The organism is Streptomyces flavidovirens DSM 40150 (assembly GCF_000429085.1).
GTDB classification, from domain to species: domain Bacteria; phylum Actinomycetota; class Actinomycetes; order Streptomycetales; family Streptomycetaceae; genus Streptomyces; species Streptomyces flavidovirens.
This window is the reverse complement of record NZ_AUBE01000001.1, coordinates 1-21512: the sequence shown is the minus strand read 5'-3', so window position 1 is coordinate 21512 and position 21512 is coordinate 1. Positions and strand designations below refer to the sequence as shown.

General features: G+C 71.7%; 17 protein-coding genes. 11 read left to right on the top strand and 6 right to left on the bottom strand.

Annotated features, from left to right (window positions below; all coding sequences use genetic code 11):
- Nucleotides 1-4: 4 nt before the first annotated feature.
- Nucleotides 5-925, bottom strand: a complete 921-nt coding sequence (locus G412_RS0100090; protein WP_028810283.1) for an HhH-GPD family protein — start codon at nucleotides 923-925, stop codon at nucleotides 5-7.
- A gap of 194 nt (nucleotides 926-1119) precedes the next feature.
- Between G412_RS0100090 and G412_RS0100085 the strand changes: the two genes are divergently transcribed.
- Complete coding sequence (locus G412_RS0100085) at nucleotides 1120-2034, top strand: hypothetical protein (RefSeq protein WP_078606692.1); 915 nt, start codon at nucleotides 1120-1122, stop codon at nucleotides 2032-2034.
- A gap of 50 nt (nucleotides 2035-2084) precedes the next feature.
- On the opposite strand, the gene disA is transcribed toward G412_RS0100085, so the two are convergent.
- A complete protein-coding gene (gene disA, locus G412_RS0100080) occupies nucleotides 2085-3209 on the bottom strand; it encodes a DNA integrity scanning diadenylate cyclase DisA (protein ID WP_028810281.1) in 1125 nt (374 codons plus the stop codon).
- Nucleotides 3210-3299: 90 nt separating this feature from the next.
- Complete coding sequence (radA, locus tag G412_RS0100075; RefSeq protein WP_028810280.1) at nucleotides 3300-4715, bottom strand: DNA repair protein RadA; 1416 nt, start codon at nucleotides 4713-4715, stop codon at nucleotides 3300-3302.
- 161 nt (nucleotides 4716-4876) lie between these two features.
- Here radA and G412_RS0100070 point away from each other — a divergent pair, with 161 nt between their 5' ends.
- Nucleotides 4877-6583 carry a BACON domain-containing protein gene (locus tag G412_RS0100070; RefSeq protein WP_028810279.1) on the top strand — a complete coding sequence of 569 codons (1707 nt, stop codon included), beginning with the start codon at nucleotides 4877-4879 and terminating at the stop codon, nucleotides 6581-6583.
- A 70-nt stretch (nucleotides 6584-6653) separates the two neighbouring features.
- On the opposite strand, the gene G412_RS0100065 is transcribed toward G412_RS0100070, so the two are convergent.
- Nucleotides 6654-7511 (bottom strand): DUF3109 family protein, encoded by an 858-nt coding sequence (locus tag G412_RS0100065; RefSeq protein ID WP_028810278.1) that lies wholly within the window; start codon nucleotides 7509-7511, stop codon nucleotides 6654-6656.
- A 41-nt stretch (nucleotides 7512-7552) separates the two neighbouring features.
- Here G412_RS0100065 and G412_RS0100060 point away from each other — a divergent pair, with 41 nt between their 5' ends.
- The 4 genes from G412_RS0100060 (at nucleotide 7553) to ilvD (ending at nucleotide 12019) form a co-directional block, all read left to right on the top strand.
- Complete coding sequence (locus G412_RS0100060; protein ID WP_028810277.1) at nucleotides 7553-8485, top strand: Ppx/GppA family phosphatase; 933 nt, start codon at nucleotides 7553-7555, stop codon at nucleotides 8483-8485.
- 34 nt (nucleotides 8486-8519) lie between these two features.
- Nucleotides 8520-9338: a sugar phosphate isomerase/epimerase family protein gene (locus G412_RS0100055; protein ID WP_078606691.1), complete on the top strand. Its 819-nt coding sequence runs from the start codon at nucleotides 8520-8522 to the stop codon at nucleotides 9336-9338.
- Nucleotides 9335-9982: a TetR/AcrR family transcriptional regulator gene (locus G412_RS32645; RefSeq protein ID WP_051338011.1), complete on the top strand. Its 648-nt coding sequence runs from the start codon at nucleotides 9335-9337 to the stop codon at nucleotides 9980-9982. The genes G412_RS0100055 and G412_RS32645 overlap by 4 nt, the downstream gene beginning before the upstream one ends.
- Nucleotides 9983-10168: 186 nt before the next feature.
- Nucleotides 10169-12019 (top strand): dihydroxy-acid dehydratase, encoded by a 1851-nt coding sequence (ilvD, locus tag G412_RS0100045; RefSeq protein WP_028810275.1) that lies wholly within the window; start codon nucleotides 10169-10171, stop codon nucleotides 12017-12019.
- Between the two features lie 66 nt (nucleotides 12020-12085).
- On the opposite strand, the gene G412_RS0100040 is transcribed toward ilvD, so the two are convergent.
- A complete protein-coding gene (locus G412_RS0100040; protein WP_028810274.1) occupies nucleotides 12086-14284 on the bottom strand; it encodes a protein kinase domain-containing protein in 2199 nt (732 codons plus the stop codon).
- 142 nt (nucleotides 14285-14426) lie between these two features.
- Between G412_RS0100040 and G412_RS0100035 the strand changes: the two genes are divergently transcribed.
- The 5 genes from G412_RS0100035 (at nucleotide 14427) to proC (ending at nucleotide 19323) form a co-directional block, all read left to right on the top strand.
- Nucleotides 14427-14738, top strand: coding sequence for an SH3 domain-containing protein (locus G412_RS0100035; RefSeq protein WP_028810273.1), 312 nt, complete (start codon nucleotides 14427-14429; stop codon nucleotides 14736-14738).
- A 35-nt stretch (nucleotides 14739-14773) separates the two neighbouring features.
- Nucleotides 14774-15307 carry a hypothetical protein gene (locus G412_RS0100030; protein WP_028810272.1) on the top strand — a complete coding sequence of 178 codons (534 nt, stop codon included), beginning with the start codon at nucleotides 14774-14776 and terminating at the stop codon, nucleotides 15305-15307.
- 1508 nt (nucleotides 15308-16815) lie between these two features.
- Nucleotides 16816-17604: an ABC transporter ATP-binding protein gene (locus G412_RS0100020; protein WP_028810270.1), complete on the top strand. Its 789-nt coding sequence runs from the start codon at nucleotides 16816-16818 to the stop codon at nucleotides 17602-17604.
- Nucleotides 17601-18338: an ABC transporter permease gene (locus tag G412_RS0100015; protein WP_028810269.1), complete on the top strand. Its 738-nt coding sequence runs from the start codon at nucleotides 17601-17603 to the stop codon at nucleotides 18336-18338. The genes G412_RS0100020 and G412_RS0100015 overlap by 4 nt, the downstream gene beginning before the upstream one ends.
- 175 nt (nucleotides 18339-18513) lie before the next feature.
- Nucleotides 18514-19323, top strand: a complete 810-nt coding sequence (gene proC, locus G412_RS0100010; RefSeq protein WP_028810268.1) for a pyrroline-5-carboxylate reductase — start codon at nucleotides 18514-18516, stop codon at nucleotides 19321-19323.
- 456 nt (nucleotides 19324-19779) lie between these two features.
- On the opposite strand, the gene trpS is transcribed toward proC, so the two are convergent.
- Complete coding sequence (gene trpS, locus G412_RS0100005; protein ID WP_028810267.1) at nucleotides 19780-20778, bottom strand: tryptophan--tRNA ligase; 999 nt, start codon at nucleotides 20776-20778, stop codon at nucleotides 19780-19782.
- Between the last annotated feature and the right edge of the window lie 734 nt (nucleotides 20779-21512).

Genomic DNA, 21512 nt, shown 5'->3' with positions numbered 1-21512 from the left:
GTGGTCAGCCGGCGGGGAGCCGGTAGACGCCGTTCTCCAGCGGCTCCACCAGCCCGTCCGCGACCAGCCCGTCCAGTGCCCGCGCCCGCTGCACCGGTTCGTGCCACACCGCGTCGAGCGCTGCCTGCCCCACCGGCCCGGCCGCTTCCCGCAGTACGGCGAGCAGCTTGCCGCGCACCTGGCGGTCCGTACCGGCGTACGTCTGACCGCGCCGCGGCGGCCCCACGTGCGCGGGCTTGCCCGCCAGCCGCCACGCGCACTGCTGCGAGACGGGGCAGGCCCCGCAGTCCGGACTCTTCGCGGTGCACACGAGCGCGCCGAGCTCCATCGAGGCGGCGGCCCAGCGGGCCGCCCTCGCCTCCTCTTCGGGCAGGAGGGAACGGGCGAGCCGGCGCTCGGCGGCGGTGGTGGCGTTCGGCGGGTACTGGATGCCGGTGACCGCACGGGCGAAGACCCGGCGGACGTTCGTGTCGAGGACGGCGTGCCGCTGCCCGTACGCGAAGGAGGCGACGGCCGCGGCCGTGTACTCGCCGATGCCGGGCAGTGCCAGGAGCTGACCGTGGTCGCTCGGTACGTCGCCGTTGTGCCGGTCCCTTATCGCCACGGCCGCGCCGTGCAGCCGCAGCGCGCGGCGCGGATAGCCGAGCCTGCCCCACGCCCGGACCGCTTCACCGGGGGAGTCGGCGGCCAGTTCGGCGGGGCTCGGCCAGCGTTCCATCCACTGCTCGTACACCGGGAGCACCCGGCTGACCGGCGTCTGCTGGAGCATGAACTCGCTGACCATCACGCCCCAGGCACCGGCCTCGGGGCGGCGCCAGGGCAGGTCGCGGGCGTTCGCGTCGAACCACGCGATGACGGGGGTGTGGAGGGCGGCGGTGGCGGCGGCGTTCGTGGCGCTCGGGGTGATTTCACTTGTCGCAGTCATGGCACCCCCGATCCTGACACGTTTCGCCGCACGGCCGGGCGAGGCTCGGTACGTAGCCTTGCCCCGGCGGAAGACAGGGGTGGTGGCGGGGCAGCGGGATGGCGGGGGGCGTCCGGAATGATGATCGTGAAAAGTTGAGGCACGGGCGGCGGGTGGGGCAGGAGTTGGCCGCGATCTCTCGTACAGTTTGCGCCGTGGGATCTATGCGCAATCCAGTCGGGCCGCTTCCCTCCTCCATTTACTGGCGCCGGAGGGCAGTCGCGCTGTCCCTGCTGGTGCTGCTCGCGCTGGTGATCCTATGGATCGTCATGTCCGTGGGCGGCAAGGACAACAAGAACGAGAATGCCCGCAGCGGCGCCACTCCCGCGCCGTCCACCATCACTCCGGGACCGGACTCGTCGGGACCCGCCATCAGCGAGGACCCCGGCGGCCGCGACGACTCGGGCGGCACGGGCGGTGACAACGGCGGCAGCGGTGACGGCGGCGGCGGCGGTGACGGCGGCGGCGGTGACGGCGGCGGTGGGGAAGACGCCGGTACGGGCGCGGACAACGGCGGCAGTGGCGGTGGTGGTGACGGCGGCAGCGACGGCGCCGGCTCGGGTGGCGGCGGCGAAGGTTCCGGTGGAACCGGTGGCTCCGGAGCGGGCGGCTCCGGAGCGGGCGGCGGCAGTGGCGCCGGCGGCGGTGGCGGTCAGCGCGTACCGGTCGGCTCCAGTCTCCCCGACTGCAACGCCTCCACCGTGGAGTTGTCCCTGCGCAGCGTCAAGAACGAGTACGAGCCGGGCGAGAAGCCCACGTTCGAGGTGATCGCCGAGAACACCTCGGGCGCCGCCTGCAAGATGGACTTCGGCCCCAAGGCCGCCGTACTCACGATCACGGACGACGACAACAAGACGGTGTGGTCCTCCAAGGACTGCCCCGAGGGCCCCGGCAGCCTGCTGCTCCGCGTCCCCGCGCACAGCACCGTCAAGCACACCGTCGACTGGGACCTCAAGAAGAGCGCGCCGAAGTGCGCGACGCCGCCCGCCTCGTCGGTCGGCGAAGGGACCTACCTGCTGGAGCTGCCGGGCGCGAAGTCACCGGCGGCCTTCACGCTGAAGAAGGACTGACCGCTGCGGTACGCCCCGAGAGGAGCGACCGCAGCGCCGCGCCGGCGGACTCAGACGTAACGTTCCAGGATCGACGACTCCGCCAGCCGCGACAGGCCCTCGCGCACCGAGCGCGCCCGCGCCTCGCCGACGCCGTCCACCGTCTGGAGGTCGTCCACGCTCGCGGCGAGCAGCTTCTGCAGGCCGCCGAAGTGCTCGACGAGCCGCTCGATGATCGCGCCCGGCAGCCGCGGCACCTTGGCCAGCAGCCGGTACCCGCGCGGCGAGACCGCCGCGTCCAGTGTCTCGGGCGAGCCGCTGTACCCCAGCGCACGCGCCACCACGGGCAGTTCGAGCAGCTCGGTGTGCGGCAGCGCGTCCAGGTCGGTCAGCGCTTCGTCGACCGTGCGGGAACGCTTCGCCGTGGGCTCCGGCACGTAGTCCCGTACGACCAGCTCGCGCTCCGGCTCGACGCCCGCGATCAACTCGTCGAGCTGGAGGGAGAGAAGGCGCCCGTCGGTGCCCAGCTCCACCACGTACTCGGCGATCTCGGTGGCGATACGCCGCACCATCTCCAGGCGCTGCGCCACCGCCGTCACGTCGCGGACCGTCACCAGGTCCTCGATCTCCAGCGCGGACAGCGTGCCCGCGACCTCGTCGAGGCGGAGCTTGTAGCGCTCCAGCGTGGCGAGCGCCTGGTTGGCGCGGGACAGGATCGTCGCCGACTCCTCCAGGACGCGGCGCTCCCCGTCGACGTACAGCGCGATCAGACGCATCGACTGGGAGACGGAGACGACGGGGAAGTTGCACTGCTTGGAGACGCGGTCCGCCGTGCGGTGGCGGGTGCCGGTCTCCTCGGTGGGAATCGACGCGTCCGGTACGAGCTGGACGCCGGCCCGCAGGATCTTGGTGATGTCCTTGTCGAGGATCAGCGCCCCGTCGAGCTTGCACAGCTCGCGGAGTCTGGTCGCGGTGAATTCCACATCAAGCACGAATCCACCGGTACACATCGATTCGACGGTTTTGTCCATACCGAGGACGATGAGACCGCCGGTGTTGCCGCGGAGGATGCGCTCCAGGCCGTCGCGCAGCCCCTTGCCGGGCGCGACGGCGCTCAGCGAGGCGCGCATCAGCGCTTCGGTGCCCGAGCCTCCGCCGGACTTCCCGGATGCTGCTGCCCGGTCGATGGCTGCCACTGCATTCCTCCGGTCACACGGTTGCGGTGCCCTTGGGGCACTGAACTTCGCCTCGCGTACTCGTACGGGTGGGCGAGACCAGGGCAAAGTCTACCGGCGCTGTTCCTCGCCTTGTGGGGCCTGTGGACGAGAGCGGCGCGGAAGGACGCGGAGGGCGTCTCCCATGTCCGCGACCTCGGTGACTTTCATGCCGGCCGGGACCTTCCCCGGATCGGCCGGGACCAGTGCGTGTGTGAAGCCGAGACGGTGCGCCTCGGCCAGTCTGCGCTGGACCCCGGTGACCCTCCTGACCTCTCCCGCGAGGCCCACTTCACCGATCGCGACGAGGTTCTTCGGGAGCGGGGTGTCGCTGGCGGCGCTGGCGAGCGCGAGCGCGATCGCGAGGTCGGCGGCGGGCTCGGTGAGCTTCACGCCGCCCACCGTGGCGCTGTAGATGTCGCGCTTGCCGAGGGCGGTGATGCGGCCGCGCTGCTCCAGCACGGCGAGCATCATCGACACGCGCGAGGTCTCCAGGCCCGAGGTGGTGCGCCGGGGGGAGGGGATCTGCGAGTCGACGGTCAGCGCCTGCACTTCCGCGACCAGCGGGCGGCGCCCTTCGAGTGTGACGGTCAGGCACGTCCCCGGCACCGCCTCGGCACGCCGCGTCAGGAAGAGCCCCGAGGGGTCGGCGAGACCCGTGATGCCCTCGTCGTGCAGCTCGAAGCAGCCGACCTCGTCGGTCGCGCCGTAACGGTTCTTGACTCCTCGTACGAGCCGCAGGCGCGCGTGCCGGTCGCCCTCGAAGGACAGCACGACGTCGACGAGGTGCTCCAGCAGGCGCGGCCCCGCGATCGCCCCGTCCTTCGTGACGTGTCCCACCAGCAGCGTCGACATGGCGCGCTCCTTGGAGGCCCGGATGAGCGCGCCCGCGACCTCGCGGACCTGGGCCATGCCGCCCGGCGCGCCGTCGATCTCGGGCGAGGCGACCGTCTGGACGGAGTCGAGGACGAGGAGGGACGGCTTGACCGCGTCGAGGTGCCCGAGGACGGCGGACAGGTCGGTCTCGGCGGTGAGATAGAGATGATCGTTCAGAGCGCCGATCCGGTCGGCGCGCAGCCGCACCTGGCTCGCGGACTCCTCAGCGGTCACGTACAGCGTGCGGTGGTCGTCGCTCGCCGCCTTCGCGGCCACGTCGAGCAGCAGCGTCGACTTGCCGACGCCCGGCTCGCCCGCGAGCAGCACGACGGCGCCGGGGACCAGGCCGCCGCCCAGGACGCGGTCCAGCTCGTCGACCCCGGTGGAGCGTGCGGTGGCGGTGCGGCCGTCGACCTGGCCGATGGGGAGCGCGGCGGTGCTCACCCGGCCGGCCGCGGTGGTCCGTACGGCGGGCGCGCCGGTTTCCTCGATCGTGCCCCAGGCCTGGCATTCGGGGCAGCGGCCGAGCCACTTGGCGGTCGTCCACCCGCATTCGGCGCAACGGTAGGACGGCCGGTCCTTGGCGGATGAGCGAGATGTACGGGCAGCCATGGTGGTGACCGTACAGGCCGGGTCCGACACGCGGTCCCCACCCGCTCCCCGCGGCCGGAATCCCGGATTCCTGTCCCCTTTTGAGGGATGTGTTCACCCGTACGGGTTAAAACTGCTCAAGGGGTACTAAGGCACCCGCCTCCGTTGCCTACGGTCGCCGGGTGACGAGCAGCAGGCTGGAGCCCCCTACGCACACCACCGGCGCACACCGGGCGCAGACCCGTGCGCCCCGGCCCTCGCTGGCGCAGGCCCCGCCGACACGGTACGGACCGTATCTGGACGGCCTGTTCACCTACTGCCTGTCCGTGCTCTGCGACCACGACGCGGCGACGGCGGTGCTCGGTGACGTACTCGCCATCTCCGAGCGGCAGCACGCCCGTTGCCCGTCCCGCGAACCGGAACGCAAGGCCTGGCTGTACGCGCTGGCGAGATGGGCCTGCCTGCGCCGGGTCGCGGAGCAGAAGCGGCGCAGGCAGGGGGCGCACGGCGGCCACCGCACGGCCCCTCCCCGGCCCGTGAGCGCCGCGGCCGCACCGGACGAGACGGCCGTACGCCGTCGGCGCGAGCTGGCACTCCTCGCCTGGCCCGAGGCCGCGGGCACCACCCCCGAGCAGCGCGAGGCGCTGGAACTCGCGGTGCGCCACGGCCTCGGCCCGCGCGAGGTCGCCGCCGTGCTCGGCATGGACTATCCCGCCGCACGGGAACTGCTGGCCGCCGCGGCCTGCGAGGTGGAGCGGACCCGCGCCGCGCTCGCCGTCGTGGAGAGCGGCAGTTGCCCGATCGTCGCCCGGCTGACCGGCGACAACCAGGTGCTGCTCGGCGCGGCCCTGCGCCACGAGCTCGTACGTCACGTCGACGACTGCCCGCGCTGCCGCCGCTCGGCCGGGCGGGTCGGGGCCGGCCAGCCCTGGCCGGGTGCGGTCACGGCGTCGCCCGCGGCGCTGCCCGTGGTCGAGGCGCCGCGGGCGGCGGCGTACGCGGCGATGGCGAACGTCCCACGGGCGCGCCTGAGCGCACCCCGGTTCGGCCGCGACGGCTTCCCGCTGGACCCCAAGGACCACGCGGCGCGCCGCGACCGGCTGCGGACCCGGGCGGTCACGACAACGGTCGTGGCGACCGTCGTCGCAGCCCCCGTGTTCGCGCTCTGGGCGGCGTACCGGGGCGCACCGTTCACCGGCGAGAGCCCCGGTGGCTCGTCGGTCACGGCGACCAAGGCGGACGGCCCCGACCGGCTCGGCGGCCGCCCGTACGCCGGTCCGGGCGGCGACGCCGGCGGACCCGCGTACGAGAACACGGGCAACGCCCGCACGACCCCCGAGCCCGGCTTCACGGCGGGCGGCCCCTCCCCGGACGTGTCGGTCGAGGTCGTCAGCGGCGGTACGTCGATGCCGGGGGAGGCCGGGGCGGGGCGGCTGACGGTGGAGGCGAGACCGGCGGGCAGCACGACGGTCGTCACCCTGACCGCGACGGGTGACTCGCCGGTGTCCTGGTCGGCGTGGACGAACGCGTCCTGGCTGTACCTGAGCCAGACCTCGGGCACGCTGGAGCCCGGCCGGTCGATCACGCTGTACGTGTCCGTGGACCACGAGCGGGAGCCGGCGGGGCCGTGGCGGGCGCGTATCGGGGTCGACCCGGCGGGAGCGGTGATCGCGGTGCGGGGACATGGCCGGGCCACCCAGCCGCCCTCGAATCCGCGGCCGACGCCGCCGCCCTCGTCCCCGGACCCGACGCCCCCACGGCCGTCCCCGGACCCGACTCCGACGGAGTCGACACCCCCACCGTCCCCGGACCCGACCCCAACGGAGTCGACACCCCCACCGTCCCCGGACCCGACCCCGGCGGAGGAAACGTCACCCCCGGCGCCGTAGGCGTGGGGGCAAGCCCCCAGACGCCCAATGACCAGCCCTGTCCGGCACCGCGCGCAGCGGCTCCCCGCGGCTAGGCGGACGGCGTCGGCGGGTCCGCCGGATGCGGGGCCATGGGCAGCAGCGACGACAGCCGCTCCTCGCACAGCTCCACCAGCCGGTCGTACGCCGGCTTGCCCATCAACTCCGTCAGCTCCGGCCGGTACGTCACGTACACCGGGTCCCCCGCCCCGTGCGCGGACGTCGCCGACGTGCACCACCAGTGCAGATCGTGACCCCCCGGCCCCCACCCCCGCCGGTCGTACTCACCGATCGAGATCTGCAGGACACGCGTGTCGTCGGGCCGCTCGATCCAGTCGTACGTACGCCGCACCGGCAGTTGCCAGCACACGTCCGGCTTGGTCTCCAGCGGCTCCTTGCCCTCCCGCAGCGCCAGGATGTGCAGCGAGCAGCCCGCGCCGCCCGCGAAACCGGGGCGGTTCTGGAAGATGCACGAGCCCTCCCAGCGGCGCGTCTGGCGTTCGCCGTCCTCGTCGGTCTGCGTCCAGCCCGACTCCGTACCGACGCCGTGGAACTGCCACACGTCGGGGGTGAGGCGCGCCACGTGCCCCGCGACGCGCTCTTCGTCGTCCTTGTCGGAGAAGTGCGCGCCGAGCGTGCAGCAGCCGTCGTCGGCGCGGCCCGCCTGGATCCCCTGGCAGCCGCTGCCGAAGATGCAGCTCCAGCGTGACGTCAGCCACGTCAGGTCACAGCGGAAGATCTGCTCGTCGTCGGCGGGGTCGGGGAACTCCACCCAGGCGCGGGCGAAGTCGAGCCCGCCCTTCTCGTCCTGGACCGGCACGACAGGAGGGACCGGCAGGGTTGTCTTCGGCTGCTTCGGCTGCTTCGGCGTTGTGGCTTTGCCCGGCTTCGCCTTTTTCGTCTTCGACACGGGGCCAAGGGTAAGCGCGCCGCCGCAGTAGCGTTCCGCCTATGAGACTCGGAGTCCTCGACGTGGGTTCGAACACGGTTCATCTGCTGGTGGTCGACGCGCACCCTGGCGCCCGCCCGCTGCCCGCCCACTCGCACAAGGCCGAGCTCCGCCTCGCCGAGCTTCTCGACGCGGACGGGGCCATCGGCGCCGACGGCGTCGACCGCCTCGTGGCGACGATCGCCGACGCGCTGCAGGCCGCCGAGGACAAGGGCTGCGAGGACGTCCTGCCGTTCGCGACCTCCGCCGTGCGCGAGGCGACGAACGCCGACGAGGTACTGGCCCGCGTCAGGACCGAAACCGGAATCGATCTTCAGGTGCTCAGCGGCCCGGAGGAGGCGCGGCTGACCTTCCTCGCCGCCCGCCGCTGGTTCGGCTGGTCGGCCGGCAAGCTGCTGGTCCTCGACATCGGCGGCGGCTCCCTGGAGATCGCGTACGGCATGGACGAGGAGCCCGACGCCGCCGTGTCGCTGCCGCTCGGCGCCGGCCGCCTCACCGCCGCCTGGCTGCCCGGCGACCCACCGGACCCGCAGGACGTGAAGGCGCTGCGCCGTCATGTACGGGCCCAGATTGCCCGTACGGTCGGCGAATTCGCCCGCTTCGGCAGGCCCGATCACGTCGTCGCCACGTCCAAGACGTTCCGGCAGCTGGCGCGGATCGCGGGCGCGGCCCGCTCCGCCGACGGGCTGTACGTGCAGCGTGAGCTCAGTCGCAAGTCGCTGGAGGAGTGGGTGCCCAAACTCGCCGCGATGCCGATATCGCAGCGCGCCGGCCTCCCCGGAGTCCCGGAGGGCCGCGCCGCGCAACTGCTGGCAGGAGCCCTGGTGGCGGAGGGTGCGATGGACCTTTTCGGTGTGGAGACGCTGGAGGTCTGCCCCTGGGCGCTGCGCGAAGGTGTCATCCTGCGTCGCCTGGATCACCTGCCGACCGCCTGACGCCCGACCGGGAAGGGCCCGTACGCTGTCCCTCGTGGCAGAACCAGTGGTGCGCATCCCTGATGCGAAGGTCGCGCTGTCCACGGCGTCCGTGTATCCGGAGTCGACGGCGACGGCCTTCGAGATCGCCGCACGCCTCGGCTACGACGGTGTCGAGGTCATGGTGTGGACGGATCCCGTCAGCCAGGACATCGAAGCGCTGCGCAGACTCTCCGACTACCACGGTGTGCCCGTCCTGGCCGTCCACGCACCCTGCCTGCTGATCACCCAGCGCGTGTGGACCACCGACCCGTGGACCAAGCTCCGGCGCGCGCAGGCGGCCGCCGAGAAGCTCGGCGCGTCGGCCGTGGTCGTACACCCGCCGTTCCGCTGGCAGCGGCAGTACGCCCGCGATTTCGTCGACGGGATCTGGCGGATGGCGGACGAGACCGACGTCCGGTTCGCCGTCGAGAACATGTATCCGTGGCGCTACAAGGACCGCGAGATGCTGGCGTACGCCCCCGAGTGGGACGTGACCAAGGACGACTACCGGCACTTCACCGTCGACCTGTCCCACACCGCGACCGCCCGCACCGACACGATGGCCATGGTCGACCGGATGGGCGACCGGCTCGGGCACGTCCACCTCGCGGACGGCAAGGGGTCGGCGAAGGACGAGCACCTCGTGCCGGGGCGCGGCAACCAGCCCTGCGCCGAGCTCCTGGAGCGCCTCGCCCTCAACGGTTACGACGGCCATGTGGTCATCGAGGTCAATACGCGCCGGGCCATGTCGTCCGCCGAACGCGAAGCCGACCTCGCGGAGGCCCTCGCCTTCACCCGCCTGCACCTGGCGTCGCGGGTGTCGCAGCAGTGACCGACAGCGCAAGCGACGGCGACAGCGGTACGACGCCACCCGGGCCCCGCCGTCGCGGCCGTCCGCGCCGGTCGCCCGAGGACGCCGGGCCCGGCGCCCGCGAGCGGATCCTCCAGGCCGCCCGAGACGAATTCGCGGAGCGCGGCTACGACAAGACGTCGATGCGCGGCATCGCGAAGGCGGCGGGCGTGGACGCGGCGCTCGTGCATCACTACTTCGGTACGAAGGACGACGTCTTCGCGGCGGCCATCGAGATCTCCTTCGAGCCGGCCACGGCGGTGCCCGCGGTCCTCGGCCAGGGCGGCACCGACGGCATCGGCGAGCGGCTGGCCCGCTATTTCATCGGCGTGTGGGAGAACCCGGCGACCAGGGCCCCGCTGCTCGCGGTCGTACGGTCGGCGCTGACGAACGAGACGGCGGCGAAGGTGCTGCGTACGTTCGTACTGCGCCGGCTGCTGGAGCGGGTGGCGGCGGAGCTGGACGTACCGGATCCGACCTTCCGGGCGGAGCTCGCGGCCTCGCACATGGTCGGGATCGCGATTCTGCGGTACGTGATCAAGGCGGAGCCGCTGGCTTCGGCGGATCCCGAGCAGATCATCGCGATGGTGGCCCCGACGCTCCAGCGGTACCTGACGGAGGCGTGACGCGGGGCACGCCGCGAGGAGCGGGCGCGCGTCCGGCCCCCTGTCCTGCCCGGTGCGTGACCGGAGACCGAGCGCGCCGTCCCGCATAGCGGACGACCTGTCCGAATCGTGGATCGGGGGCGTACGCTCGAAGTTACTCTCGTGAGTAAGCCTCGTACGTCCCATCTGCCTAAGGAGCGAGCGACGATGCCCGAGCTGAGGTCCCGCACAGTCACCCACGGCCGCAACATGGCGGGCGCGCGCGCCCTTATGCGGGCGTCGGGCGTAGCGAGCGCGGACATCGGCAAGCCGATCATCGCGGTCGCGAACTCCTTCACCGAGTTCGTTCCGGGGCACACGCACCTCGCGCCGGTCGGCCGGATCGTCTCCGACGCCATCCTCGCCGCGGGCGCCGTCCCCCGCGAGTTCAACACGATCGCCGTCGACGACGGCATCGCGATGGGCCACGGCGGAATGCTCTACTCGCTGCCCTCCCGCGACCTGATCGCCGACTCCGTCGAGTACATGGTCGAGGCGCACTGCGCGGACGCGCTGATCTGCATCTCGAACTGCGACAAGATCACTCCGGGCATGCTGATGGCCGCGCTGCGCCTCAACATCCCCACGATCTTCGTCTCCGGCGGCCCGATGGAGGCCGGCAAGGCCACGCTGGTCGACGGCACCGTCCGCAAGCTCGACCTGGTCGACGCGATCTCCGACGCGGTCAACGACAAGATCTCGGACGCGGACATCCTCCGTATCGAGGAGAACGCCTGTCCGACCTGCGGCTCCTGTTCCGGCATGTTCACCGCCAACTCGATGAACTGCCTGGCCGAGGCCATCGGCCTGGCCCTGCCCGGCAACGGCTCGGTCCTCGCCACGCACACCGCCCGCAAGGCGCTGTACGAGAACGCCGGCCGCACGATCGTCGAGATCACCAAGCGCCACTACGAGCAGGACGACCTGAGTGTCCTGCCGCGCAACATCGCCACCCGTGAGGCCTTCGAGAACGCCATGGCGCTCGACATCGCCATGGGCGGCTCCACCAACACGATCCTGCACCTGCTGGCCGCCGCCCAGGAGGCCGAGCTGGACTTCGGCCTCGACGACATGGACGAGGTCTCGCGCCGCGTCCCGTGCCTGGCCAAGGTCGCGCCGAACGTGGCTCCCGGCGGCACGTACTACATGGAGGACGTGCACCGGGCCGGCGGAATCCCCGCCATCCTGGGCGAGCTGTACCGCGGCGGCATGCTCAACGAGGACGTCCACTCCGTTCACTCCGAGACCCTCGCCGAGTGGCTGAAGACGTGGGACGTGCGCGGCGGCTCCCCGTCCGCCGAGGCCGTCGAGCTGTGGCACGCGGCGCCCGGCTGCGTCCGCTCCGCGACCGCCTTCTCGCAGTCCGAGCGCTGGGACACCCTGGACACGGACGCCGAGGGCGGCTGCATCCGCTCCGTCGAGCACGCCTACTCCAAGGACGGCGGCCTGGCCGTCCTCAAGGGCAACCTCGCCGTCGACGGCTGTGTCGTGAAGACCGCCGGTGTCGACGAGTCGATCTGGACCTTCGAGGGTCCGGCGGTGGTCTGCGAGTCGCAGGACGAGGCCGTCGACAAGATCCTCCGCAAGGAGATCAAGGACGGCGACGTCGTCGTCATCCGCTACGAGGGCCCCAAGGGCGGCCCCGGCATGCAGGAGATGCTCTACCCGACGTCCTTCCTGAAGGGCCGAGGCCTCGGCAAGACCTGCGCGCTCGTCACGGACGGCCGCTTCTCGGGCGGTACGTCGGGCCTGTCCATCGGCCACGCCTCCCCGGAGGCGGCGTCGGGCGGCACGATCGCCCTCGTCGAGGACGGCGACCGTATCCGCATCGACATCCCGAACCGCACGATCGAACTCCTCGTCGCGGACGAGGACCTGGCGGCCCGCCGCGAGGCACTGGGCGGCGTGTACGCCCCGAAGAACCGCGAGCGCAAGGTCTCGCAAGCCCTGCGCGCGTACGCCGCGATGGCGACCAGCGCCGACAAGGGCGCGGTGCGCGACGTCACCAAGCTGGGCTGAGCGGATCACGCACGCTTCGGCGGCCGGGCGGGACGGGGCACACGCCCGGTCCCGCCCGGCCCCGTTTCACCAGCGCGCCGGGTCCCCGTCCCGCACGGCGAAGACCGACCCGTCGGGCGCGGTGGCGAACACCTTGCCGTGGGCGGGCACGGGCGCGGGGAGCGTCGGCGCGAAACCCAGCTTTCCGTCCCGCAGCCGGGGTCCCGTCCCGCCGAGAAGCACGCCGCGAGCCGTGTCGACGGCGAGCAGCCGGCCGTCGGCGGCGGAGAAGTAGAGCCGGTCGCGGCCGGCGACGACGGGCCGCGAGGTCCGTGCCGCCCCGGTCTCCAGATGCCACAGCTCGGCGGACTCCCCGTCCCGCGCGGGGCCTGTCCCGACGGCCAGCAGTGTGCCGCCGGGGGCCAGGAGGTACGCGGTGTCGCCGCGCAGGGCGATCTGCGGCTCGTCGACGGGGTACGGCAGCGGGACGCGCCGTACGCTCCCGCGCCGGGGGTCGTAGCGGACGAGGGCGTCGGTCCGGCTGTCCGGGTCCGTGGAAAGCAGGTGAAGGACGCCGTCCACGGCTGCGGCCGGCGTGAGAGTCCCCGGCAGTCGGCGCTCCCACTTCTGGGCGCCGGTCGCCGGGTCCACCGCGGCGACCAGCGTGCTCGTTCCGTCCGTTGCCCGCTGGGCGACATACGCGGTGTCCGTACCCGCGTCGTACAGCTCGAAAGCGGGAGCGGGATGTCCGGCCACGGCGCGGCGCCAGCGCTCCTTGCCCGTCGTCGTGTCGAGAGCCCGCACGGTGCCGTCGGCCGAGACCAGCAGCACGGTCCGGCCCGCCGGATAGACCCGTCCCTGGTACGCGGAGACATCCGCGCCCCAGCGACGGGCGCCGTCGGTGGTGTCGTACGACTGGACTCTCCGCTCGAACGGCGCGCCCAGCACCACCCCGGCCGACACGGGCGGCGCCGACAGGGCGGCGTCACCGGTATCGGTCTTCCGCGACCACAGCACCCGGCCGTCGGCCGGATCCAGGCGGGCCGCGCCGACGCCGGGGGCCGAGCAGTAGAGCGCCGGGCCCGCGAGCGAGCAGGCCGGGGGAGCGCCGTCCTTCGTGGTCAGCCCGGTGCGCCAGGGGAGGAACGCGCCGGAGCCCGCGCCCTTGTCCGCCGCCGGCCCCGAAGCGGCTCGCGAGGTGCTCCACACCTGGACCGCGACGGCCCCTCCGGCCACCAGGGCACACAGCGCCAAGACCGCTGTCACCCGGGCCGCACGGCGCCGCCGCGCACCGGACGGTGCCGTACGGTCCCCGGATTCGCCGTCGGACGGTTCCGGTGCGGGCCGCCCGAGCGACCTGGTGACGTGATCACCACCGGCCTCCACGCCATCCCCCGCACGCCCACCACCTCCCGTACCGCCGGCGCGCCGCTGCGCCGGCACGAACGCGGCGGCCTCGTACGACGGCGGCTTCAGCGCGGCCATGATGTCGTCCGGGGTGGGGCGGTCCGCGGGATCCTTGGCCAGGCACTGCCCGACGAGCGCCGCGAGATCTTCCGGTACGCCGGTCAAGTCCGGGGCATCGTGGACGACTTGATACGCAACGATGTACGGACTGTCCGAGTCGAACGGACCGCGACCGGTAGCCGCGTGCACCAGCACGGACCCGAGCGCGAACACATCGGCGGCCGGGCCGACTTCGCGCGGCCGCTGGAACTGCTCGGGAGCCATGAAGGGCGGCGACCCGATCAGCTTGCCCGTCTCCGTACGCAGATCACTGTCCGTGGGCCGCGAGATCCCGAAGTCGATGACCTTCGGCCCGGCGTCGGTGAGCAGCACATTCCCCGGCTTGAGATCGCGGTGCACCACACCCGCACGATGAATGTCCCGCAGCGCCTCGGCGAGCCCGGCCGTCAGCCTGCGCAGCTCAGCGGGGCTCATCGGCCCATTCCGCTTGACCTGTGCGGCCAACGTGGGGCCGGGCACGTGGAGGGTGGCCATCCAGGGCCGTACGGCATCGGGATCCGCGTCGACGACGGGGGCGGTGAACGCCCCGCTCACCCGCCGCGCGGCGGCGACCTCCTGCCGGAAACGGGCCCGGAACTCGGGGTCGGCGGCGTACTGGCGGTGCACGACCTTGACCGCGAGGGCAAGCCCCGAAGCCGAGCGCGCGAAGTGCACGATGCCCATGCCGCCGGATCCGAGACACGCCTCAAGGCGGTACTGCCCGGCGTACTCCGGATGTTCCGCTTCCGGTACTGGCCCGCTATTGCGCAGCGGCGGCATCGCCCCCACCCCCGTGTGTTCGTCCGCAAGCGCGACGCACGGAGCCTAGTCGATGGTGCGTACGAGACGCGTGGGGCTTGCTAGCCTGCGCGCGTCACTTCTGCGGGACATCATCCGCAGGACATCAACGGGGGAGAACTTCATGAGTACTGAAGAGAGCGTGCCGACCGCATCGGTGGCGACGGCGGCAGCCCTGAGCGACGGCGTGAGCAGATACCCGGTCGCGCCCGGCTACCGGGTGAACGTCCGCTCGGGCCCGGGAACGCAGTACCGGCTGATCAAGACGCTGCCGCACGACGTCAAGGTCGCGATCTACTGCCAGAAGCCGGGCGAGTCGATCTCCGGCCCGTACGGGACCTCGAACCTGTGGGACAACATCGCGGACGGACAGTTCGTGTCGGACGCGTACGTGAACACCGGCCGTGACGGTTACGTCGCGCCGCGCTGCAGCTGACCCGCCCGCCCTCGCTCACGGGGATAATCGACCCCGTGAGCGAGAACACCGACGGCACCCCGACCCCCGACGCCCCCACCGTCCCGGCCGGCGGCGGCGGTCCGCAGCCCGAGCCCATCCGGTTCTTCGGTACGACCTGGGTGGGCCACGACAACGGCTACGGGCTGCGCCGCGCCGGGGTCGCCGTCGGTTCGCTGGCCGCCGCGGCCGCCGGCTGCTTCGTACTCCGCTTCGCCTACCAGGGCCTGGCGATCGCGGATGTGGGCGGCTTCGTGAACATCCTGGTGGTCGCCATGTTCGCCATCTGCAGCGCGATCGCCTTCCGCCGCACCTGGGAGGGGTACGCGCGCCGCCCGGACCCCACCACCGAGGCCCAGTTGCGCAGCCTGAAGGCCATCGGCTTCATCGGCTCGCTCCTGGCCTACTTCTTCCGCTCGCTGACCGAGGCGCCGGGCGAGAAGCTGCGCCGCAGCGAGTACGAGACGGCCCTCACCCAGCACAAGCGCCGCCGAGGCTCCCGCACAGGCAACCCCGCGACCCGCAAGAAGACCCCCAAACGACGCCGCTGACCCCACCGAACCCCCACCAACGCCCGGACATGCCTGAAGTGCCGCAATCCGCCCGACGGTTCGAAAGTGCCAGGGACCGGCTGGGTCAGCCGGCAGGAGATGCCGCTCGACAAGGCCCCCCAAGATGTCCGCTGGGCAGTGCTCGCAGCGGAGAACGCGAGCTCTTACGAGGACCCCGGCACCGACGCCGCAAACATCCTGCGCGCGATAACCCGCATGGCTGGCGGCGGCGAGACGCCGGTACGTCAAGACCGCCTATCTGAACCAGGATCCCAGGCCCACCCGCACGGGGTGGTCGTACGGCATCACTTCCAGCGTGTCCCTCATTTTCGGCGCCCGCAGGAACGCCGCAGTCGCCGTCCCCCTTCAGCGCCGCCGGGCACGCATGCTGACGTGCCGCAATCCGCCCAGGCCCACCCGCACGGGGCGGCCGTGCGGCATCACTTCCAGCGTGTCCCTCATTCTTGGCGCCCGCAGGAACGCCGCAGCCGCCGTTCCCCCTTTCAGCGCCGCCGGGCACGCATGCTGGCGTGCCGCAATCCGCCCAGGCCCACCCGCACGGGATGGCCGTGCGGCATCGCTTCCAGCGCTTCCCTCAGTCTCGGCAGCCACACGAACCGCCGCAGTCGCCGTCTCCCCTTTCAGCGCCCCTGCGCACGCATGGTCGACGTGCCGCAATCCGCCAGGTCGCTCGTACTGGGCGGTCGTGCGGCAGCGCTTTCCCAGCGCGTCCATCAGCTTCAGCCGCGGGAACGCCGCATAGCCGCGCACCTGGGGCCCGCACCCACCGTGCAGACCCTCCGGCTCCACCTGCACCTCACGTGCACCGGCACTTGACCGGTGTCCCACACGGTCCACGCGACAGCGAGCAGCGGACCCACCAGAACCCCTGCGAACAGGTTCGTCGCCACGATCGCCCCGGTCGTCACCACCAGCACCCTGCCAGCGCCGCCACCGGAATAACCTGAGCGCCGCAGGCACGGCGGCCGTGAACACCAGCAGCCGCACCCCGTCTGGCACCCGTGAGCCCTTCGTGCCCGCGCCCGCCCGCCCGCACATTGGCCACGCTGCGCACGATGACGGCGGTCATCGGCAGCGCCCCGCGCACCGCGTTACCCGCCCCTGGGCCGTGATCAGCTCCTTGTCGTAGTCCGTCCGCGCCCCGTCGTGCAGCCGGTCGAGGGCGGTGGCGGCGCTGAACAGCGACTCGGCGGAGGCGCTCAGCGCGAACGCCCGGTACCTCCGCCCCCACCCCCCCTCACTCCAGCCACCAACGCCACCGCGATAAGCGGCCCCACACCACACGCGCCGCACCCCGCCTCGGTGCCCACGAAGCGCGAATCAGCCGGACGCTTCGCCTCCGATCGCGCCGCCGCCCGCCTGCGCGGCTCCTCCGCACCCCGCACCCCGCACCGCGCGCACGCCGACCCTGCCCCCTACCCGCGCCGCGGCCCGCGCCGATGCCCGAGTTCTTGACGCGGGGACCCACCGGGAGGATTATTCAACACATGATGAATTACTCCCCCGAGCACGCCCCGCCGCCAAAGGGGGCAGCCATCACCGCCCACGACCTCACCGTCGTACGCGGCCCCCGAACCGTCCTCCGCAGTCTCGACTTCGCCCTCCCCAAAGGCAGGATCACCGGCCTCCTGGGCCCCTCGGGCTGCGGCAAAACGACCCTCATGCGCGCCGTCGTCGGCACCCAGGCCAAAGTCACCGGAACCCTCGAAGTCCTGGGCCACCCGGCGGGCGCCGCCGCCCTGCGCCCCCGCATCGGCTACGTCACCCAGGCCCCCTCGATCTACTCCGACCTGACGGTCCGCCAGAACCTGGACTACTTCGCCTCCGTCCTCCAGCCCGGCCGCGACCACCGAGAAGCCCGCCACGACGCCGTCACCCGCGCCATTGCCGACGTCGACCTCACCTCGCACGAATCGGCCCTGGCCGGAACCCTCTCCGGCGGCCAGCGCAGCCGAGCGTTCCTGGCGGTCGCCCTCCTCGGTACGCCCGAACTCCTCGTACTCGACGAGCCGACCGTCGGCCTCGACCCGGTCCTGCGCCGCGACCTGTGGAACCTCTTCCACACCCTCGCGGACCGCGGCGCCACCCTCCTCATCTCCTCCCACGTAATGGACGAGGCCGAGCGCTGCCACCGCCTCCTCCTCATGCGCGGCGGCGAGATCCTGGCCGAGGACACCCCGGACGCCCTCCGCTCCCGTACACACTCCGCCACAGTCGAAGAGGCATTCCTCCACCTGGTCGACGACGCAAACTCCCGCCAGGAGACGCCCCGATGAACGCTTCCCGCACCCTCGCCACCGCCGCCCGCGTCCTGACCCAGCTGCGCCACGACCGCCGTACGATCGCGCTCCTGCTCCTCATCCCGGTAGTGATGATCACGCTGCTGCACTTCGTGTTCGACGCCTCGCCGCAGACTTTCGACTCCATCGGCGCATCACTCCTCGGAATCTTCCCCCTGATCACAATGTTCCTGGTGACGTCGATCGCCACCCTGCGCGAACGCACCTCGGGCACCCTCGAACGCCTGCTCGCCATGCCCTTGGCCAAGGCCGACCTGATCGCGGGCTACGCCCTGGCCTTCGGCGCCCTGGCCGTGGTCCAGTCAGCCCTGGCCACGGGATTCTCCCTCTGGCTGCTGGACCTGGACGTGGTCGGCTCCCCGTGGCTGCTGCTCCTGATCGCCCTCCTGGACGCACTGCTCGGCACAGCACTGGGCCTCTTCGTTTCCGCCTTCGCGGCGTCGGAATTCCAGGCGGTCCAGTTCATGCCGGCGGTGATCTTCCCGCAGCTGCTCCTGTGCGGCCTGTTCACACCGCGCGACACCATGCAGCCGGTCCTGGAGGCGATCTCGAACGTACTCCCCATGTCGTACGCCGTGGACGGCATGAACGAGGTCCTGCGCCACACGGACATCACGGTCACCTTCATCCGCGACGCGACGATCGTCGCAACCTGCGCCCTCCTGGTCCTGACCCTCGGAGCAGCCACCCTCCGCCGCCGCACGGCCTGACCCACGGGGAACCACGCTGGGCAAAGCCCCGCACAACGTCCCGCCCACCGGACACCGCGCCGCACCCCCACACCCCGGTGCGAAGATGTCCCCTGGGACGCCGGAGCAACCCAGGCGCACCCCTACGAACAACGCGCACCCACACGCACGCAGCCCCACCGGCGAGGTGAACCGCATGACCCAGACAGTCGCAGTCCTCGGCACCGGAAAAATCGGCGAGGCCCTGCTCAGCGGAATGATCCGCGCCGGCTGGCGCCCCGCCGACCTCCTGGTCACCGCCCGCCGCGCCGAGCGCGCCGAAGAGCTCCGCACCCGTTACGGCGTCGAGCCGGTGACGAACGCCGAAGCCGCCAAGCGCGCGGACACCCTGATCCTCACGGTCAAGCCGCAGGACATGGGCAAGCTCCTCGACGAGCTCGCCCCCCACGTCCCGGCCGAGCGCCTGGTCATCAGCGGCGCCGCCGGCATCCCCACCGCGTACTTCGAAGATCGCCTCGCCCCCAACACCCCCGTCGTCCGCGTCATGACGAACACGCCCGCCCTCGTGGACGAGGCGATGTCCGTCATCTCGGCCGGCACCCACGCCACCGCCGAACACCTCCTCCACACCGAGGAGATCTTCGGCGGCGTGGGCAAGACGCTCCGCGTCCCGGAGTCCCAGCAGGACGCGGCCACCGCCCTCTCCGGCTCGGGCCCGGCGTACTTCTACTACCTCGTCGAGGCGATGACCGACGCCGGCATCCTCCTCGGTCTGCCCCGCGCCCAGGCCCACGACCTGATCGTCCAGGCGGCCATAGGGGCGGCCGTGATGCTCCGCGACAGCGGCGAGCACCCGGTGAAGCTCCGCGAGGCGGTCACCTCGCCCGCCGGCACCACCATCAACGCGATCCGCGAGCTTGAAAACCACGGCGTACGAGCCGCCCTCATCGCCGCCCTGGAAGCGGCCCGAGACCGAAGCCGCGAACTGGCCTCGGGCAACGGCTGACCACCAACCACGGCCGGACCGCCGGCCTCCCGGAGCCAACTCCGAACCGACACCGAAAGCCACCCCCGACCGGGAACGGGAGGCCGCAACCGCACCCCAAGCGAGCCAAGCCCACAACACCGACCGGGAGCCGGCCCCAACCGGGAGCCGGCCCCGGAGACCGGTAACTTGCCCGCAGCCGCAGCCGCAGCCGCAGCCGCAGCCGCAGCCGCAGCCGCAGCCGCAGCCGCAGCCGCAGCCGCAGCCGCAGCCGCAGCCGCAGCCGCAGCCGCAGCCGGAGGCCGGCCCGGCCCGGAACCGGAGGCCGCAACCGTGCCCCCAGGGAGCCACGCCCGGAGCCGGAAGCGGCCCCGGACCGGTAGCTGGCCGCTGCCACAGGACGGGCAGCCGCACCCGCACGCGCAGCCGGCTCCGGCACCACCCCCCGCACCCGCACCCGCACCCGGACCCCGCCCCTCAGCCCGTCGGCAGCAGCCCAATCGCCCGATAGGCCGCGTCCACCGTCGGCCGCGCCATCCCCCGAGCCCGCTCAGCCCCCTCCCTCAGCACCTTGTCCACATAACCGGGATCGGCCGCCAGCTCCGCATGCCGCTCCCGCACCGGCCGCAGCAACTCCACAACAGCCTCCGCGGTGTCCTTCTTCAAGGCCCCGTACGACTCGTATGCACCGGCCAGCTCCTCAGGGTTCCCACCCTCACAAGCCGCGAGTACATCGAGCAGATTCGCGACCCCGGGCTTCTCCTCCCGGTCGTACTCCACCTCGCGCCCGCTGTCCGTCACGGCCCGCATGATCTTCTTCCGCACAACGTCGGGTTCATCGAGCAGATAGACGATTCCCGCCGTGGCCGCGTGTGACTTCCCCATCTTGGAGGTGGGGTCCTGCAGGTCCATGACCCGAGCCGCAACCTGCGGCTGCGTAGCCTTCGGCACCACAAAGGTGTGCCCGTACCGCTGGTTGAACCGCACCGCCAGATCCCGCGTCAGCTCGACATGCTGAGTCTGGTCGTCACCCACAGGCACCTCATCGGCCCCGTACGCCAGAATGTCCGCGGCCATCAGCGCCGGATAGGTAAGCAGCGACAACCGCACACTCTCCCCGGCCGCCCTCGCCCGCGCGCTCTTCTCCTTGTACTGGATCATCCGCCGCATCTCGCCGTCCGTGGCGGTGCATTCCAGTACGAACGAGAGCCGCGCGTGTTCATCCACATGGCTCTGTACGAACACGGTGCACACCGCCGGATCCAGCCCCGCCGCCAGCAGCAGAGTGGCGGCCTGCCTGCTGAGTCGCCGCACCCGTGCCGGATCGTGCTCCACGGTCAGCGCGTGCAGGTCCACCACGCAGAACAGCGCGTCGGCCCGGTGCTGATCGGTCTCGGCCCACCGCCGTACGGCCCCGAGATAGTTGCCCAGCGTCAGGTGCCCGGTCGGCTTGACCCCGCTGAAGATCCGCGTCATCTCTCTTGTCTCCTGGTCGGAGCCGCCGCCACCAGTGACCGGCCTCCCGGAGGGGAAACGCGAACGGCCGCCGAAGCGGCGGCCGTTGAGTGCATACGTGTCTGCCGGCCGCCGTCAGGCGGCCCGCCACCCCTGGGTGTACGTACGCGAAGTCATGAGTCCCACTGTAGCCGCGCAGGCCCCGGTTGACAGGGGATTGACGCGTACGTAGTGTTCTCCGAGTTGTCCGACGTGAGCACCGGCCCTGGTCGGCCCCGGACAACCATTCCGCAGTAACCACTGGAGCAAACGACAGCTGTCGTCCTGCTTTTGTGCGCGTTTGCGAAATGAGGAATCCGCGTTCGAACGAGCGCCACCCCGATTAGCTCGGGAGCCAGGATTCCGCTAAAGTCTCACTCGTCGGAACGGCCGAACAGCCGGAAAGACAAACCCCGCTGACTGGGAGTCAGGCCCGAAAGGACCTGATAGAGTCGGAACCGCCGGAAAGGGAAACGCGAAAGCGAAGAACTGGAAAGCGCCGAGGAAGTCGGACACGAAAGAGTCTGATAGAGTCGGAAACACGAAATACCGAACGAAAGCCCGGAGGAAAGCCCGCGAGGGTGAGTACAAAGGAAGCGTCCGTTCCTTGAGAACTCAACAGCGTGCCAAAAGTCAACGCCAGATATGTTGATACCCCGGCCCACCTCTGGTGGGTTGGTGGTTCCTTTGAAAAGTCCTGGGTCGTCACGTGTGAC

Coding starts and splice junctions, on each gene's coding strand:
- G412_RS0100090 (WP_028810283.1), bottom strand. CDS start 925: ATGACTGCGACAAGTGAAATCACCCCGAGCGCCACGAACGCCGCCGCC.
- radA (WP_028810280.1), bottom strand. CDS start 4,715: ATGGCTGCCCGTACATCTCGCTCATCCGCCAAGGACCGGCCGTCCTAC.
- G412_RS0100060 (WP_028810277.1), top strand. CDS start 7,553: ATGAGACTCGGAGTCCTCGACGTGGGTTCGAACACGGTTCATCTGCTG.
- ilvD (WP_028810275.1), top strand. CDS start 10,169: ATGCCCGAGCTGAGGTCCCGCACAGTCACCCACGGCCGCAACATGGCG.
- G412_RS0100040 (WP_028810274.1), bottom strand. CDS start 14,284: ATGCCGCCGCTGCGCAATAGCGGGCCAGTACCGGAAGCGGAACATCCG.
- G412_RS0100035 (WP_028810273.1), top strand. CDS start 14,427: ATGAGTACTGAAGAGAGCGTGCCGACCGCATCGGTGGCGACGGCGGCA.
- G412_RS0100020 (WP_028810270.1), top strand. CDS start 16,816: ATGATGAATTACTCCCCCGAGCACGCCCCGCCGCCAAAGGGGGCAGCC.
- G412_RS0100015 (WP_028810269.1), top strand. CDS start 17,601: ATGAACGCTTCCCGCACCCTCGCCACCGCCGCCCGCGTCCTGACCCAG.
- proC (WP_028810268.1), top strand. CDS start 18,514: ATGACCCAGACAGTCGCAGTCCTCGGCACCGGAAAAATCGGCGAGGCC.
- trpS (WP_028810267.1), bottom strand. CDS start 20,778: ATGACGCGGATCTTCAGCGGGGTCAAGCCGACCGGGCACCTGACGCTG.